This is a genomic window from Brevibacterium sp. 2SA, assembly GCF_005502845.1.
In the GTDB taxonomy this organism is placed as follows: Bacteria; Actinomycetota; Actinomycetes; order Actinomycetales; family Brevibacteriaceae; genus Brevibacterium.
This window is the reverse complement of record NZ_SCMW01000013.1, coordinates 1-15789: the sequence shown is the minus strand read 5'-3', so window position 1 is coordinate 15789 and position 15789 is coordinate 1. Positions and strand designations below refer to the sequence as shown.

Below are 15789 nucleotides of genomic sequence, written 5' to 3'. Positions count from 1 at the left end.
GGAGGAGTCCTGTGCGCACGGTCGCGGATGCCCGGTTATACATTCGACCGCGCCGTTGGCATGTTGAAGTCTTGAGGCCGTACTCTGGTGTGTAGGCAACGCACGTCGTCCGTACGTCACTTCGTAGTGAAGTAGCCTCTGACCAGCGAAAACGCCCCATTAGAGACTCCCAGTTTTTCAATGTATCTATCGTGGGAAGTTGGGATACTTCGATCGGGCGCTGCTCGTCTACGGTCGCGGCGGCCAGGAGTGCGTGCGCTGCGGCGGCGAGATCGTCAAGCTCACCGTCGGCGGACGCGGCACCCACTTCTGCCCCACCTGCCAGAAGGTGCCGCGGTACCGGTGAGCTGACGTGCGCTCACCTCACGGCAGGGGGAGGTTCACGATCGACGACCGTCCGCCTCGGCGTCGGGATCATCGGGCTCGTGCCCGATCGGCGGGGAAGCGTCCCCGCCCTTCCCGACCCCGGCCGGCCCCCACACGGTCCGAACCGTCTGAGCCGTCCGACCCGTCCCCGTCGGTCGGGACGTGACTGAGCTCCGAGGTCGCCAGACCGAAGGCCTGACCGTCGTACTCGTTGACGCCGGTGGCCACGGACTGGTCGAGCAGGTGGGTCGCGAGCTCCCGTTGGATGACCAGCGGATCCTGACAGAGGTCCTTCCACAGCGCGACGCAGAGGAGGAGCATGACGATGACGAACGGCAGCGCGGAGACGATCGTAATGTTCTTCAGCCCGTTGAGCGCCTCGGCGGGGTCACTGCCCCCGGCCAGGAGCATGACGGCGGCCACCGCACCCGTCGCGACACCCCAGAAGATGACGAGCCGCCGGCCCGGCTCGAGCGCACCGTTGGCCGAGAGCGTGCCCATGACGATCGACGCGGAGTCGGCACCGGTGACGAAGAAGATCGCGATGAGGATGACGGTGACGATCATGAGGATGATCGCGATGAGATTGGGCAGGGGAAGCGCGCCGAGGAGGTCGAAGAGGATCGTGTCCATCTTGATGTCCGGTTCACCGTCGACGATGCTCGCGAGCGCCCTGACCGTGCCCTCACCGCGTTCCGCGCGCTCCTGGATGCCGATGGCACCGCCGCCGAAGATCGCGAACCAGATCGTCGAGACGACCGAGGGGACGATGAGGACGCCGGTGACGAACTGGCGCACGGTCCTACCGCGGGAGATGCGGGCGATGAAGAGGCCGACGAAGGGCGACCACGAGATCCACCATGCCCAGTAGAAGACCGTCCACGACGAGAGCCATTCGTTGACGCCGACTCCGTTCGCTGCCGTCCGCGAGGCCATCTGCGGCAGATCCTCGATGAACGACCCGACGGCGGAGGGGACGACGTTGAGGATGAACAGGGTCGGCCCGCCGATGAAGACGATGAGGGCGACGATGACGGCGAGGACCATATTGATGTTCGACAGCCACTGGATGCCCTTCTCCACCCCGGAGACCGCCGAGGCGACGAACGCCGCGGTGAGGATCGCGATGATGATGACGAGGATCGGGGAGGAGACGTCGGGGAGGATGCCGGCCGTCTCGATGCCGCCGCCGATCTGGATCGCGCCGAGCCCGAGCGAGCACGCGGAGCCGAAGAGGGTGGCGAGGATCGCGAGGATGTTGATGATCTTCCCGCCGATGCCGTTGACGACGTGCTCACCGAAGAGCGGGGTGAACATCGAGGAGAAGAGCTGCGAGCGTCCGAGCCGGAACGACCCGTAGGCGACGCCGAGGCCGACGATCGCGTACATCGCCCACGGGTAGAGGGTCCAGTGGAAGAGCGTCGTGCCCATGGCTGTGCCCATCGCCTCGGCGGTCGATCCGTCGACGGTCGCCGGTGGGGGAGACATGTAGAAGAAGAGGGGCTCGCCCACACCGGAGAAGACGAGGCCGATGCCCATGCCGGTCGCGAACATCATCGCGATCCACGAGGAGGTCCGGAACTCCGGGGTCTCGCCGTCTTTGCCGAGCGGTATCCGGCCGAAGCGGCTGACGGCGACGACGATGACGAAGATCGTGAACACGGTGGCGGCGATGACGAAGAGCCACCCGAAGTTGTCCATCACCCCGGTCAGCGCGGCACCGGCGACGACGCCGAGGCTCTCAGGCGAGATGAACCCCCAGACGACGAAGGCGACGGCGATGAAGCCGGCGGTGAAGAAGACGGTCTTGTCGAGTCCGATCCGGCGCAGATAGCGCTTCTTCGTCGGCGGGTTCTGCAGGTGGGTGATGAGTTCGCGGGTCCTGTCGAAGCCGTTCGTCGCCGAGGTGGTCGTGGACTCGTCGGGGGAATCGCTCATGGTTTCGGTTGCCGCGACTGCGCCTCTGTGCGGCGATCCTTCCTTGGTCTCGACGGCGGTGGAGCTTATGCAGGCGGCACCGGATAGGCGACGTGAGAGGCAGACTACCAAAATGTGTGACGTGGGCAACAGGGTGAGCGGCGCGATGCCCGCAATCCCGCTATGCTTAAGGGCACGATGCATCTCAAAAGCCTGACCCTGCGCGGATTCAAATCCTTCGCCTCGGCCACGACCCTGAAGTTCGAGCCGGGCATCACCTGCGTCGTCGGTCCCAACGGATCAGGCAAGTCCAACGTCGTCGACGCGCTGTCCTGGGTGATGGGCGAACAAGGCGCGAAGAACCTGCGCGGCGGGAAGATGGACGACGTCATCTTCGCCGGCACCTCGAAGCGCCAGGCCCTCGGCCGCGCCGAGGTGACCCTGACCATCGACAACTCCGACGGAGCCATCCCCGTCGACTACACCGAGGTGACGATCTCCCGCACCCTCTTCCGCACCGGTGGCAGTGAATACGCCGTCAACGGGGCACCCGCCCGCCTCCTCGACATCCAGGAGCTCCTCAACGACTCCGGCCTCGGCAAGGAGATGCACGTCATCGTCGGCCAGGGCCGCCTCGACGCGATCCTCCATGCCGACCCCATCGAGCGCCGCAGCTTCATCGAGGAGGCCGCCGGCGTCCTCAAGCACCGCCGCCGCAAGGACAAGGCCGTCCGCAAGCTCACCGGCCTGCAGACGAACCTCGACCGCCTCGGCGATCTGCGCACCGAACTCAACCGGCAGCTCGGACCGCTCGGACGCCAAGCCCAGGCCGCCGCCCGGGCCGCCACCGTCCAGGCCACCCTTCGCGATGCCACCGCCCGGCTGCTGGCCGACGATGCCGTGCGCCTCCAGGCCTCCCTCTTCGCCGCCTCCGACGGGGGTGGCGACCACACCGAGCGGATCGCCGACCTCGAAGCCCGCCGCACGCAGACGGAATCCCGGCTGAACGAGATCGAGACCCGCCTGACCACCGTCGAGGGCGACCTCGAAGCGATGCGCACCGCGGAGTCCCGCACCCAGACCCAGGCCGTGCGCGCCAGCGGCCTGGCCAGCCGCGCCGGAGACAAGCGCGCCCACCTCCTCTCCGAGGTCACGAGCCTCGGCCGCCGGGAGGGACGCTCACCCGCCGAGCTGCGCAGCCAGGCCGACGGCATCAGCGACGAACTCGGCGCCGCCGAGGAGGCCGTCACCGCATCGACGACCGCCCTCGAGGCCGCGAACACCCGCAAGGAGGAGCTCACCGCGGCCCTGCGGGAGGCCGAGGCCGAGGTGAAGTCCGCGCAGATCGCCATCACCGAGGCGGTGAAGAACCGCTCGACCCTCCACTCCCGCCAGGAGCAGGCACAGGCCCGCATCACCGACCTCGAATCCCGGATCGAGGCCGGGCGCACCGAGATCACGACGATCGAAGCCCGCATTGCCGACCGCCGTGAAGCACTCACCGTGGCCGAAGACGCGGTCGAGAACGTCGAAGAGGGCGAGAGCACCCTCGATGAGACCTACGAGACGGCGAAGGCCGCCCAGACCGCGCTCGAAGACGCGCTCGCCGAGCAGAAGGCCAGGCGCGCCGACGCGAGCTCGGAGCTCGCCTCCGCCCGGGCCCGAGCGGAGGCGCTGGCCCTGGGCACCGCGCTCGAGGCCGACCTCGACGACATCGTCTCCTCCGGACTGCCCGGCGTGCGGACCGCCGTGACCGAGCGGCTGACCGTGACCACCGGCTATGAGATGGCCGTGGCCGCCGCCCTGTCGTCGACGGTCAGCGGCGTCATCGTCGACTCCCCGCAGGCCGCGCTCACGGTGCTCGACCACCTCGGCGAGGACACGAACGTCTCCCTGACGATCCCGAGCGGACCCCGCCCCGAACCCGACGGTGCGCCGGGGCTCGCTGAGGCGACCGCCTCGGCGGGGGGATCCGGCAAGGGCGGAGACCACGCACCGGAGGCGACGCGCCTCGCCGACGTCGTCGGTGCCGACGATCCCGACCTCGAGGGGCTCGTCAAGTCCGCCCTCTCCTCCGTCGTCTGCAACCCGGATGCGGCCGCCGCGCTCGCCGTCGTCGACGCGCACCCGCAGCTCACCGCAGTCACCCTCCACGGCGAGGTCATCACCTCGACCCGGGTGAGCCGGACCCGCACCGCCTCGGGCACGAGGCTCGCCTCCCAGACGGCGCTCGCCGAGACCGAGGAGACGATCGCCGGCCTCGAAGCGAGCGTGGCCGGACTCGACGCGGAGATCACCGCCACCGAGGCCGAGCTCGCCGAGGCGAAGCCCGTCACCGCCGCAGCACTCGAGGCCCTCCACTCCTCCGACGCGCAGATCATGGCCGCCGCCGAGGAGGTCTCCCGCATCGCCGGGGAGATCAGCGCCGACGAGACCCGGCTGGCCCGGGCCGCCGACAACGACGCAGAACTCCACCGCCGACTCGCCGCCTCCCGGCAGGAGGCCGACGCCGCCGAGGCGGCACTGGCCGGAGTCGAGGACGTCGACGAGGTCGTCGACACCACCCGCCGCGACGACCTCAGCCGGCAGGTCTCCCAGACCTCCGAGGACGTCATCGAGACTCGCATCGCCCATAAGTCCGCGACCGACCGAGCGAGGTTCCTCCGCGACCGCGTCGACTCCCTGCTGCGCCAGGCCACCGCCGAGGAGGCGGCCCGCGAGCAGGCCCAGCGGACGATCGCCCGCAAGACCACCGCGGCCGCCTCGGCGCAGGCGATCGCCGAGGTCGCCGAGGAGGCGGCGGCGCTGGCGACCGCCACGGTGGCCGAGCTCGGGGAGTCCATCGAGGTCCTCGTCACCGAGCGCGCGGGCCTGCGGGAGGAGAAGGGCCGCCTCGGCGAGGAGCTGAGCACGACGCGGAAGGAACTCGGCAGGCTCAAGGACGCCGCCGCCGAAGCCGAACTCGCGAAGGAGAGGTACAGGCTCAAGCTCGAGGAGATCGAGCACCGCGCCGAACAGGAGACGGGGCTCTCGATCGAGCGCCTTATCGAGGCCTACGGCCCCGACACCCCCGTTCCCGGGTTCGAAGACGGCGAGGAGGAGCGGCCCTACGTCCGCGCCGAGGTCGAGAAGCGGCACAAGGAGGCGACGAAGCAGCTCAACCGGATCGGCACCGTCAACCCGCTCGCGCTCGAGGAGTACGAAGCGCTCAAGGAGCGCCACCAGTTCCTCGAGAAGCAGATCGCCGACATCGAATCCTCCCGCAAGGACCTCATGCAGCTCGTCGAGGAGGTCGACCGTCACGTCGAACGCGTCTTCGCCGAGGCCTACGCCGACACCGCGCGCGAGTTCGAGGACATCTTCTCCCGTCTCTTCCCCGGCGGTGAGGGACGATTGAGCCTCACCGACCCCGACGACATGCTCACCACCGGCGTCGACGTCCACGCGAGGCCCGCGGGGAAGAAGGTCAAGCGGCTGTCGCTGCTCTCCGGAGGGGAGCGCTCGCTCGTGGCCGTGGCGATGCTCGTCGCGATCTTCAAGGCCCGGCCGAGCCCGTTCTACGTCATGGACGAGGTCGAGGCCGCCCTCGACGACCTCAACCTCTCCCGCCTGCTCACGGTGTTCCGGGAGCTGCAGGACTCGAGTCAGCTCATCGTCATCACCCACCAGAAGCGGACGATGGAGATCGCCGACGCCCTCTACGGGGTGACGATGCACGGCGACGGGGTCTCCAAGGTGATCTCCCAGCGGATCCCCTCCCATTCCGAGCAGTCCGCGCCAGCAGGTCACTGACGTCTCGTCGGAGGCTCCGAGCCGGAGATGCTCAGGGGAGTCCCAGGGAATTCTCCAGCAGCCACACGACCCCGGATCGCTCATGCCCTGTGCAGGGACTATAGACTTGTCGGACGAAGGAGCACTGTCGGAGAACATGAGGAGCGGGACGTCCATGGCCGAGTCGGCTGAACCACGGGGTGACTGCCCGGCATGAATGCAGTTCTCGTCGTCATCGTCGGCCTCGCCATCTCCTTCGCCCTCGCCCTCGTCGTCGTCCTCCTCGTCGCTCTCCCCGGGCTGCGGGCGGAAGGCCGCCTGAAGTACTCCTCTGACGTGCAGCGGTTCCGTCTGCCGGGCCAGTGGACCGGCTACGACGACGAAGTCCACGAGTTCTTCGGTCACGACGACGGCACCTCCCACCTCGCCACGCGCGAGCAGGCGGCCGTCACCGCGATCCGCGACCACTCCTATGTGCTCCGGCCCCAGCCGCGCCGCCATGCGGCCCCGTCGCTGCTCACGGTCAGGCCGCGCACCCGCCACTGGAAGATCCCCGAATCGGGCACCGGCTGGCGCACCACCGCCGGTCTGCTCTTCAGCTCCCGCGGCACCTGAGACCACACCTCACCGCCGTGGGCACTGTCCTGCCCTCGCGCGGTCCAGCCCGTGGCACGGTCACGGGGCCCAGACCGTAACGCGTTACGGTGCACAAGACAGCAGACCAAGGAGGACGTCCCGCAATGGACCAGCCGATCATCCTGCTCATCGTCGCAGCCATCGTCTTCATCCTCGTCGTGGCGCTGGGCATCAGCCTGCGCATCAACGCCCGACGCAAGGGGCTCGGCGAGGACCGGTCGATCGACGCCGACTTCACCGGCGAGCTCTCGATCGATGAGATCTCCGAGACCGTCACGAAGGAGAGGGAGAAGGCCGCCGGCTCCGAGGTTCCCACCGAACCGGCGAGCCGCCTCGTCCGGCTGCGCGAGAGGCTCGCGAAGTCGAACTCCGGCCTCGGCCGCGGTCTGCTCAACCTCCTCTCCCGCGACACCCTCGACGAGGCGACGTGGGAGGAGATCGAGGACACCCTCATCCTCGCCGACGTCGGCGTCGAACCGACCGCCGAACTCGTCGACACCCTGCGCGAGCGGGTCAAGGTGCTCGGCACCCGCGACCCCGAGGAGGTCAGGGGACTGCTGCGCGAGGAGCTCGTCAAGCTCGTCGACCCGACGATGGACCGCGAGCTCGCGACCGCGCACACCGCCGGCGACCCGGCCGTCATGCTCGTCGTCGGCGTCAACGGCGCCGGGAAGACGACGACCGTGGGCAAGATCGCCCGCGTCCTCGTCGCCGAGGACAAGTCCGTCCTCCTCGGTGCCGCCGACACGTTCCGTGCGGCCGCCGCCGAGCAGCTGACGACGTGGGGCTCGCGTGTCGGCGTCGAGACCGTCCGCGGCGAGGAGGGTGCCGACCCCGCCTCGGTCGCCTTTGCCGCCGTCGAGCAGGGCAAGGCCGAGGACGCCGACGTCGTCCTCATCGACACCGCCGGGCGCCTGCAGAACAAGGTCGGGCTCATGGACGAGCTGCGCAAGGTCAAGCGCGTGGCCACCCGTCCCCTCGGGGAGGGCCACGACATCGACGAGGTCCTCCTCGTCCTCGATGCGACGACCGGTCAGAACGGGATGCAGCAGGCGAAGGTCTTCGCCGAGGCGGTCGACATCACCGGCATCGTGCTCACCAAGCTCGACGGCACCGCGAAGGGCGGCATCGTCATCGCCGTCCAGCGGGAGCTCGGAGTCCCGGTCAAGCTCATCGGCCTCGGCGAGGGAGCCGACGACCTCGCCCCGTTCACGGCCGAGGGCTTCGTCGACGCCCTCCTCGACTGACGGCCGCGGGCACCCTCGACTGAGGCGGCGACTCTGCCTCTGTCCAGCCGCTGAGACGGCTTTCAGAACGAGTTCGCGACTGCATTCACCACATCTGACCTGGGATTCCACCTCTCCTGAGGTCCGTGTCACATACTCGAAACATAAGCGAATCATTCCCGTGACGTCGCCAGTCGAGACTGGTCTCGTTCGGTTCGAACCGGAGCCGACTGAGACGAATGAGAGACGACGACATGGAACTCGATGCAGTGAATGTGTGGATGATGGTCGCCGCGGGGCTCGTGCTGCTGATGACCCCCGGTGTGGCCTTCTTCTACGGAGGGATGACTCGGATCAGCTCGAGCATCAACATGATGATGATGGTCTTCTCGGCGATGGCCGTCGGGGCGCTGGTCTGGGTGCTCTACGGCTATGGGCTGAGCTCGGGCGAGTCGATCGGCGGCATCGTCGGCAACCCGCTCAGCCAGATCGGCCTCTCCGGCGCGGTGGCGGGTGAACCTGAGGCGCTCATCTCGATCGGCTTCGGTGCGACCTTCGCAATGATCGCGATCGCCCTCATCGCCGGAGCCGTGGCCGACCGGGCGAAGTTCTCCACCTGGCTCGTCTTCGCCGCCCTCTGGGTCACCTTCGTCTACTGCCCGCTCGCCTTCATGGTCTGGGGCGATGGGATACTCACCGCCGACGGCGCGATCGGCAGCGTCTTCGGTGCCGCGATCGACTTCGCCGGAGGCACAGTCGTCCACATCAACGCCGGCATCTCCGCCCTCGTCCTCGTCGTCGTCATGGGCCGCCGGGTCCGCTATTCGACGCCGCACAAGCCGCACAACATCCCCATCACCGTCCTCGGCGCAGCACTGCTGTGGTTCGGCTGGTTCGGGTTCAACGGCGGCGCCGCCTCGACGATCGAGCAGGCAGGCCTCATCTGGGTCAACACCCTCGTCGCTCCTGCCGCCGGCATGATCACCTGGATCACCATCGAACGTCTGCGCGCCTCGCGTCCGAGCAGCATCGGCAGCGTCTCGGGCCTCATCGCCGGTCTCGTCGCGATCACCCCCGCCTGCGCCGACGTCGAACCCTACGCCGCGATCCTCATCGGCGTCGCCGCCGGCGCCGGAGCCTACTTCGCGGTCGTCGCGAAGAACCGCCTGCGCTACGACGACGCGCTCGACGTCGTCGCCGTCCACCTCGTCGCCGGCATCATCGGCACGGTGATGATCGGGTTCTTCGCGATCCCCACCGAGGAGACCGCGGCCGGACTCTTCTACGGCGGGGGCTTCGGACTCCTCGTCGCCCAGATCGTCGCGTGCCTCGTCGCCCTCGTCTACGCCGGAGCCGTCACCCTCGTCATCTCGCTCGTGCTGCGGAAGACCATGGGACTGCGGATCGATCCGCGCGACGAACTCGACGGCATCGACACCATCGAACACGCGGAGCGGGCCTACTCCTTCCGCTGACCCGAGACTCCCGTCAGGGGGCCGGTCGGTCTCGCCGGCCGCCTCGACGGGGGAGTACGCCGGAGTGCTCACAGACCACCCCACCCGAGGTCCCAGCAGACGACTCGGGTGGGGTGCTCTGGCGTCGGGGAAGGGGTCCGCGGGATTCGGAGCCTCCCAGGCGGAGTTGTTAGTCTAGAGAGTCGACCATTGCATACGAAGAAGGCTTGCACGTGTTCAACTCCCTCTCCGACAGGCTCACCGCGACGTTCAAGAATCTCCGCGGCAAGGGCAGGCTCTCGGAAGCCGATGTCGATGCCACCATCCGCGAGATCCGCCGCGCGCTCCTCGACGCAGACGTGGCGCTGCCCGTCGTCCGCGCGTTCACGGGGCGGATCCGCGAACGGGCGCTGTCGGAAGAGGTCTCGGGTGCCCTCAACCCGGGTCAGCAGGTCGTCAAGATCGTCAATGAGGAACTCGTCGGCATCCTCGGCGGACAGACGCGGCGGCTGACCTTCGCCAAGCGCCCGCCGACGGTGATCATGCTCGCCGGCCTCCAGGGTGCCGGCAAGACGACGCTCGCGGGCAAGCTCGCTCACTGGCTCAAGTCCGAGGGCCACCGCCCGATGCTCGTCGCCGCCGACCTCCAGCGGCCCAATGCGGTGGGCCAGCTCCAGATCGTCGGTGAGCGTGCCGGTGCCGTCGTCTACGCGCCCGAACCGGGCAACGGCGTCGGCGACCCGGTCAAGGTCGCCACCGACGCCATCGACGTCGCGAAGTCGAAGCTCCACGATGTCGTCATCGTCGACACCGCGGGCCGCCTCGGCATCGACGAGGAGCTCATGCAGCAGGCCGCGGACATCCGCGCGGCGGTCAACCCCGACGAGGTCCTCTTCGTCATCGACGCGATGATCGGTCAGGACGCCGTGACGACCGCCGAGGCGTTCCTTCAGGGCGTCGACTTCACCGGTGTCGTGCTCTCGAAGCTCGACGGCGACTCCCGCGGTGGTGCCGCGCTCTCGGTCGCCGAGGTGACCGGCAAGCCGATCATGTTCGCCTCGACCGGTGAGTCGATGACCGACTTCGAGCCGTTCCACCCCGACCGGATGGCCGACCGCATCCTCGACATGGGCGACATCCTCACCCTCATCGAGCAGGCCGAGAAGAACTTCGACGAGAAGGAGACCGCGAAGCTCCAGAAGAAGTTCGAGTCCGGCGAGGACTTCGACCTCAACGACTTCCTCACCCAGATGGCCGGTCTGCGGAAGATGGGCTCGATGAAGAAGATGCTCGGCATGATGCCGGGCATGAGCCAGTACAAGGACCAGATCGAGAACTTCGACGAACGCGAGGTCGACCGGGTCGAGGCGATCGTGAGATCGATGACACCGTACGAGCGCAGCAACCCGAAGGTCCTCAACGGATCACGTCGCGCCCGCATCGCCAAGGGCGCCGGCACCACGGTGACCGCGGTCAACCAGCTCATGGAGCGCTTCACGCAGGCGCAGAAGCTCATGCGCGGCATGGGCCGCGGCGGCGGTATGCCGGGGATGCCCGGGATGGTCGGCATGCCCGGAATGGGCGGACTGCCCGGTGGGGGAGGCCCCAACCGGAAGAAGAAGGCCGCGGGGAAGAAGAAGGGCCGCAAGGCCGGCCAGTCGGGCAACCCGGCCAAGCGCGCCGAGCAGGCCCAGGCCGCCCAGGAGCGGAAGGCGGGGAAGACGAAGGACCCGGTCGGTTCCGCGTTCGGCGGCGTCGACCTCGGCGGGGATGAGGACTTCGATCTCGCGAAGCTGCCGAAGGGATTCGGCGGCATGTTCCCAGGTGGAAAGAAGTAGCCCTTTCTGGCACAATGATCTCTTGTACTTTCGCCTCGGCGCGGGCCCTCTCTTCTGCCTCGAGTCGATAGTCCAGGTCGCAGACTCCGCCACGTCAACCCCACGACTGTGCGGTGCCTCTGTGCAAACAGAACACAAAAGGAGACACCACTACAGTGGCAGTCAAGATTCGTCTGACCCGCATCGGCAAGGTCCATGCACCCTTCTACCGTGTCGTCGTCGCCGACTCGCGCACCCGTCGCGACGGTCGCGCGATCGAGGAGATCGGCATCTACCAGCCGCTCAGCGACCCCTCGGTCATCAAGATCGACTCGGAGCGCGCGCAGTACTGGCTCTCCGTCGGCGCCCAGCCGACCGACCAGGTCCGCAACCTCCTCAAGCTGACCGGCGACTGGCAGAAGTTCACCGGTGAGGGCGAAGCCGTCAACACCGTCAAGCCGCAGCCGGAGAAGGAAGCCTACGTCGCTCCCAACGCCGACTCGGTGATCAAGGAAGCCATCACCCAGAAGGGCTCCGGCAAGGCCGACGCCGCTGAGGTCGAGGCTGAGGACACCGCCGCCAAGGCGACCGAGGCGGAGTACGAAGCCGAGGCCGTCGCCGCGGAGGACAACGCCTGACATGTTGGCAGATTCGCTCGAACATCTGGTTCGCGGCATCGTCGATCATCCCGACGACGTCGCAGTTCGATCCCGGTCGTCCCAGCGCGGGACGACGCTCGAGGTCCGGGTTCACCCCGACGACCTCGGTCGGGTCATCGGCCGCGCGGGTCGCACCGCGAAGGCCCTGCGCACCGTGATCAACTCCCTCGCCGGCCGTGAGTCGGTGCGGGTGGACCTCATCGAGGCGTAGATCTTCCACACACGAGGGGGACGTCGGCTGGCAGCCGGCGTCCCCCTCGGGCATTCACCCGCCGCGTCCGCGGAGGGCACGACGGCGGCGAACTACACTGAATGCTGATGAGAACGCATTCCCACGACCACGAGGAGCACGCATGGACACGGTGATCGCCCGGCTGGGCAAGCCGCACGGGATCAGAGGCGAATTCACCGTCGAGGTGCGCACCGACCGCCCCGAGGAGCGGCTCGTGCCCGGGACGACGTTCGCCACCGAGCCCGACATCGGCGCACTCACGCTCAAGTCCGCGCGCTGGCACCGTGACCGTCTCCTCCTCACTTTCGACGAGGTGGCCGACCGCACCCGCGCCGAGGAGATCCGCAACACGCTCATCCTCAGCCCCCAGGACGACGAGGACGACGACGAAGAGGCGTGGTACCTCGATGACCTCATCGGGCTGGCCGCGTTCGTCGGCGACGAGCAGGTCGGCGAGGTCGTCGACGTCACGAACGGCACCGCACAGGACCTCCTCCACCTCAGGCATGTTGACGGACACGAGGTGCTCGTGCCCTTCGTCGCAGCGATCGTCCCCGACGTCGACATCGAAGCCGGGCGCATCAAGCTCACCCCGCCCGCCGGTCTCCTCGACGCGGAGTGACCCGGCGCATGCGCATCGACGTCGTCTCGATCTTCCCCGACTACCTGGCCGGACTGCGACTCTCCCTCATCGGCAAGGCCATCGAGCAGGGACTGCTCGGCCTCACCGTCCACGACCTGCGCGACTTCACCTTCGACCGCCACAACACCGTCGACGACTCCCCGTACGGGGGAGGGGCCGGCATGGTGATGAAGGCCGAGCCGTGGGCTCTCGCCCTCGACCACATCCGGCAGGCCGGAGAGCCCGCGTCCGCGGACACGTCGGGCAGCCTCGGCGCGGGCCCGGCGAAGCCGATCCTCATCGTCCCGAGCCCCGCGGGGGAGGTCTTCGATCAGCGGATCGCCGAAGAGCTCAGCGCAGCCGAGCACCTCGTCTTCGCGTGCGGACGCTATGAGGGCATCGATCAGCGCGTGCTCGACTGGGCACAGGAGGACTTCGACGTGCGGCCGATGAGCATCGGCGACTACGTCCTCAACGGCGGCGAGGTCGCGTCGATGGTGATGATCGAAGCCGTCAGCCGACTCATCCCCGGCGTCATCGGCAACCCGGAGTCGCTGACCGAGGAGAGCCACGAGGACGGTCTCCTCGAGTACCCGATCTATACGAAGCCGGCGGTCTGGCGGGGTCGCGCGGTGCCGGAGATCCTGCTCAGCGGCAACCATGCGGCGATCGCCCGGTGGCGACGTGACCGACGTCTCGAACGCACCGCCGAGGTCAGGCCGGACCTGCTCGACGACCGTGACGACCTGGGTGCACGCGACCGCGAGGTCCTCGATCGGTTTGAGTCTTCCGACCCCGCCGTGACAGAATAGATCGTCGCGTTTGTTGGCATCCGCCTGCTTCAGGGGGTCGGATGTCCGCGCCGCCGGCCGGAGTCCTCGGCCGGCACCTGGGGAGCGATCCCGACAGACGATCCGAATACCGGTTCTCACCGGTCCTACATGCGTGTCCTCGACCTGGAGCAGAGGCCACAGGAGAAGCACAATGCAGAAGCTCGATGTTGTCGATGCAGCCTCGCTGAAGACCGACGTCCCCGATTTCCGCGCCGGTGACACCCTCAACGTCCACGTCCGCGTGGTCGAGGGCAACCGCTCGCGCATCCAGGTCTTCAAGGGTGTCGTCATCCGCCGTCAGGGCGACGGCGTCCGCGAGACCTTCACCGCCCGCAAGATCAGCTTCGGCGTCGGCGTCGAGCGCACCTTCCCGGTGCACTCGCCCATCGTCGAGCAGATCGAGGTCCTCTCCCGCGGCGACGTCCGCCGCGCGAAGCTGTACTACCTGCGCAACCTGCGCGGCAAGGCCGCTCGCATCCGCGAAAAGGCCTGAGCGCCCCAGCTGCCTGGCACCGGCGAACGTGAAGAACGCTGACGAGAACGCGACCTCCGGGTCGCGTTTTCGCGTCTCTGCCCGGGTGTGGAAGATCGTCGGCATCATCGCCGTCGTCATCGTCATCCTCGGCGCCTCGGTGCGCGGGTTCGTCGTCCAGCGCTTCACCATTCCCAGCGAATCGATGCAGCCGACCCTGACCGTCGGCGACACGATCACCGTGTGGCGCCCGGACGCGCTGACCGGCACGATCGAACGCGGCGACATCGTCGTCTTCGACGGGCGCGGCTCCTTCATCGACGACCCGCTGCCGACCCCGCTGCAGAAGATCGGCTCCTGGGTGGGCGTCGGCAGTCGCGACGTCTACTACGTCAAACGCGTCATCGCCCTCGGCGGGGACACCCTGGAGTGCTGCGATGCCGAGGGTCGGCTCCTCCTCAACGGCGAGCCCCTCACCGAGGACTACGCCCCGCTGCCCGCCTCACAGGTGCCGTTCTCCATCGCCGTGCCGGCCGACACGATGTGGGTGATGGGCGACAACCGCGACGACTCCACGGACTCGCGGGCGCTGCTCGGTCGCCCCGGCGGCGGCTTCATCCCCCTCGACCGGGTCATCGGCCCCGTCATCGGGCACGGCTCGACGATCGACTGATACGCTCGTTCCAGCCAGCCCGCGCAGGTCGCGCACCGATGCGAAAGCGAACGAATGTCCTCCGAACCACAGCCCTCCCCGCGTGCGTCCAAAAAGCTCCTCCGCGGACTCCTCGAGACCCTGGTGATCATCGTCATCGCCCTCCTCATCTCCACGGCGCTCAAGACGTGGGTGGTTCGGTCCTTCTACATTCCCTCCGGGTCGATGATGGAGACCCTCCAGATCGACGACCGGGTCCTCGTCAACCAGCTGGCGCCGAAGTTCGGTCCTGCCAACCGCGGTGACATCATCGTCTTCGACGACCCCGACGACTGGCTCTCAGGCTCCGAATCCTCCGGGTACGCGCCCAACCCGTTCCTCGAGTTCATCGGCCTCGCGCCCTCGGACGCGGGCAACCAGCTCATCAAACGCGTCATCGGCGTCGGCGGGGACACCGTCGAATGCTGCGATGCCGAGGGGCGGATCCTCGTCAACGGGACCCCGATCGACGAAACCTACCTGGCTCCGGGCACGCAGCCCTCGGAGATGGAGTTCTCCGTCACCGTGCCCGAGGGCAGCTACTGGGTGATGGGCGACAATCGCGGCAATTCCGCGGACTCCCGCTACCACCTCGACGGTCAGCCGTTCGTGCCGGCCGAGAACGTCGTCGGCACCGTCTTCCTCATCAACTGGCCGCTGAGCAACTTCTCGTGGGTGTCCAACCCCACGGACGTCTTCGCCGACGTCCCGGCGCCGCAGGGAATCACCGTCAACTGATGGCAGCACGCGGACTGCACGACGTCACGGTGGAGAGGGCGCTGCTCGCCGAGGGCTTCGACACCGTCATCGGCGTCGACGAGGTGGGGCGCGGGGCGCTGGCCGGTCCCGTGAGCGTGGGCGTCGCCGTGTTCTCGCTGACCGAGGTGTGCGCACATCCGGTGCCCGAGGGCATCCACGATTCGAAGCAGCTCGATGCTCCCTCCCGGCGGGCCGCCACCGCGCGAGTGCAGGGCTGGGCGCAGGCGACTGCGGTCGGGTCGACGCTGCCGGCGGAGATCGACGCACTCGGGATGACACTCTCCCTCGGACTCGCCGCCCGGCGGGCCCTTGAGCAGGTGTCGGGGCGGGCCGA

At 68.2% G+C, this 15789-nt stretch carries 14 protein-coding genes and 1 pseudogene; 14 read left to right on the top strand and 1 reads right to left on the bottom strand.

Annotation, left to right across the window (positions count from 1 at the left end):
* The first annotated feature begins 199 nt into the window (after positions 1-199).
* Positions 200-346, top strand: coding sequence for a zinc finger domain-containing protein (locus tag FFS20_RS07065; protein ID WP_119296444.1), 147 nt, complete (start codon positions 200-202; stop codon positions 344-346).
* A 68-nt stretch (positions 347-414) separates the two neighbouring features.
* Here the strand turns inward: FFS20_RS07065 and FFS20_RS07060 are convergent, their stop codons facing one another.
* On the bottom strand, positions 415-2304 hold the full coding sequence (locus FFS20_RS07060; protein ID WP_137825206.1) for a BCCT family transporter: 1890 nt from the start codon (positions 2302-2304) through the stop codon (positions 415-417).
* A gap of 177 nt (positions 2305-2481) precedes the next feature.
* Between FFS20_RS07060 and smc the strand changes: the two genes are divergently transcribed.
* The 13 genes and pseudogenes from smc to FFS20_RS06995 form a co-directional block, all read left to right on the top strand.
* The gene (gene smc / locus FFS20_RS07055) at positions 2482-6075 is read left to right on the top strand and encodes a chromosome segregation protein SMC (RefSeq protein WP_119296466.1); all 3594 of its coding nucleotides are present in this window, start codon (positions 2482-2484) and stop codon (positions 6073-6075) included.
* A gap of 192 nt (positions 6076-6267) precedes the next feature.
* Positions 6268-6669: a hypothetical protein gene (locus FFS20_RS07050; RefSeq protein ID WP_009378330.1), complete on the top strand. Its 402-nt coding sequence runs from the start codon at positions 6268-6270 to the stop codon at positions 6667-6669.
* A gap of 125 nt (positions 6670-6794) precedes the next feature.
* Positions 6795-7937: a signal recognition particle-docking protein FtsY gene (ftsY, locus tag FFS20_RS07045; RefSeq protein WP_119296446.1), complete on the top strand. Its 1143-nt coding sequence runs from the start codon at positions 6795-6797 to the stop codon at positions 7935-7937.
* 233 nt (positions 7938-8170) lie between these two features.
* Complete coding sequence (locus FFS20_RS07040; RefSeq protein WP_119296447.1) at positions 8171-9391, top strand: ammonium transporter; 1221 nt, start codon at positions 8171-8173, stop codon at positions 9389-9391.
* 212 nt (positions 9392-9603) lie between these two features.
* The gene (gene ffh, locus FFS20_RS07035; RefSeq protein WP_119296448.1) at positions 9604-11208 is read left to right on the top strand and encodes a signal recognition particle protein; all 1605 of its coding nucleotides are present in this window, start codon (positions 9604-9606) and stop codon (positions 11206-11208) included.
* Between the two features lie 155 nt (positions 11209-11363).
* On the top strand, positions 11364-11825 hold the full coding sequence (gene rpsP / locus FFS20_RS07030; RefSeq protein WP_137825205.1) for a 30S ribosomal protein S16: 462 nt from the start codon (positions 11364-11366) through the stop codon (positions 11823-11825).
* 1 nt (position 11826) lies between these two features.
* Positions 11827-12057 (top strand): RNA-binding protein, encoded by a 231-nt coding sequence (locus FFS20_RS07025; protein WP_009378338.1) that lies wholly within the window; start codon positions 11827-11829, stop codon positions 12055-12057.
* Between the two features lie 142 nt (positions 12058-12199).
* Positions 12200-12700: a ribosome maturation factor RimM gene (gene rimM, locus FFS20_RS07020; protein WP_137825204.1), complete on the top strand. Its 501-nt coding sequence runs from the start codon at positions 12200-12202 to the stop codon at positions 12698-12700.
* Between the two features lie 8 nt (positions 12701-12708).
* A complete protein-coding gene (trmD, locus tag FFS20_RS07015; RefSeq protein WP_137825203.1) occupies positions 12709-13512 on the top strand; it encodes a tRNA (guanosine(37)-N1)-methyltransferase TrmD in 804 nt (267 codons plus the stop codon).
* A 172-nt stretch (positions 13513-13684) separates the two neighbouring features.
* A complete protein-coding gene (gene rplS / locus FFS20_RS07010; protein ID WP_137825202.1) occupies positions 13685-14026 on the top strand; it encodes a 50S ribosomal protein L19 in 342 nt (113 codons plus the stop codon).
* An 85-nt stretch (positions 14027-14111) separates the two neighbouring features.
* On the top strand, positions 14112-14678 hold the full coding sequence (lepB, locus tag FFS20_RS07005; protein ID WP_249356714.1) for a signal peptidase I: 567 nt from the start codon (positions 14112-14114) through the stop codon (positions 14676-14678).
* 54 nt (positions 14679-14732) lie between these two features.
* The gene (lepB, locus tag FFS20_RS07000) at positions 14733-15434 is read left to right on the top strand and encodes a signal peptidase I (protein ID WP_137825200.1); all 702 of its coding nucleotides are present in this window, start codon (positions 14733-14735) and stop codon (positions 15432-15434) included.
* A pseudogene (locus tag FFS20_RS06995) lies at positions 15434-15789 on the top strand (ribonuclease HII); the annotation flags it as partial. The gene lepB (FFS20_RS07000) and the pseudogene FFS20_RS06995, both read left to right, overlap by 1 nt.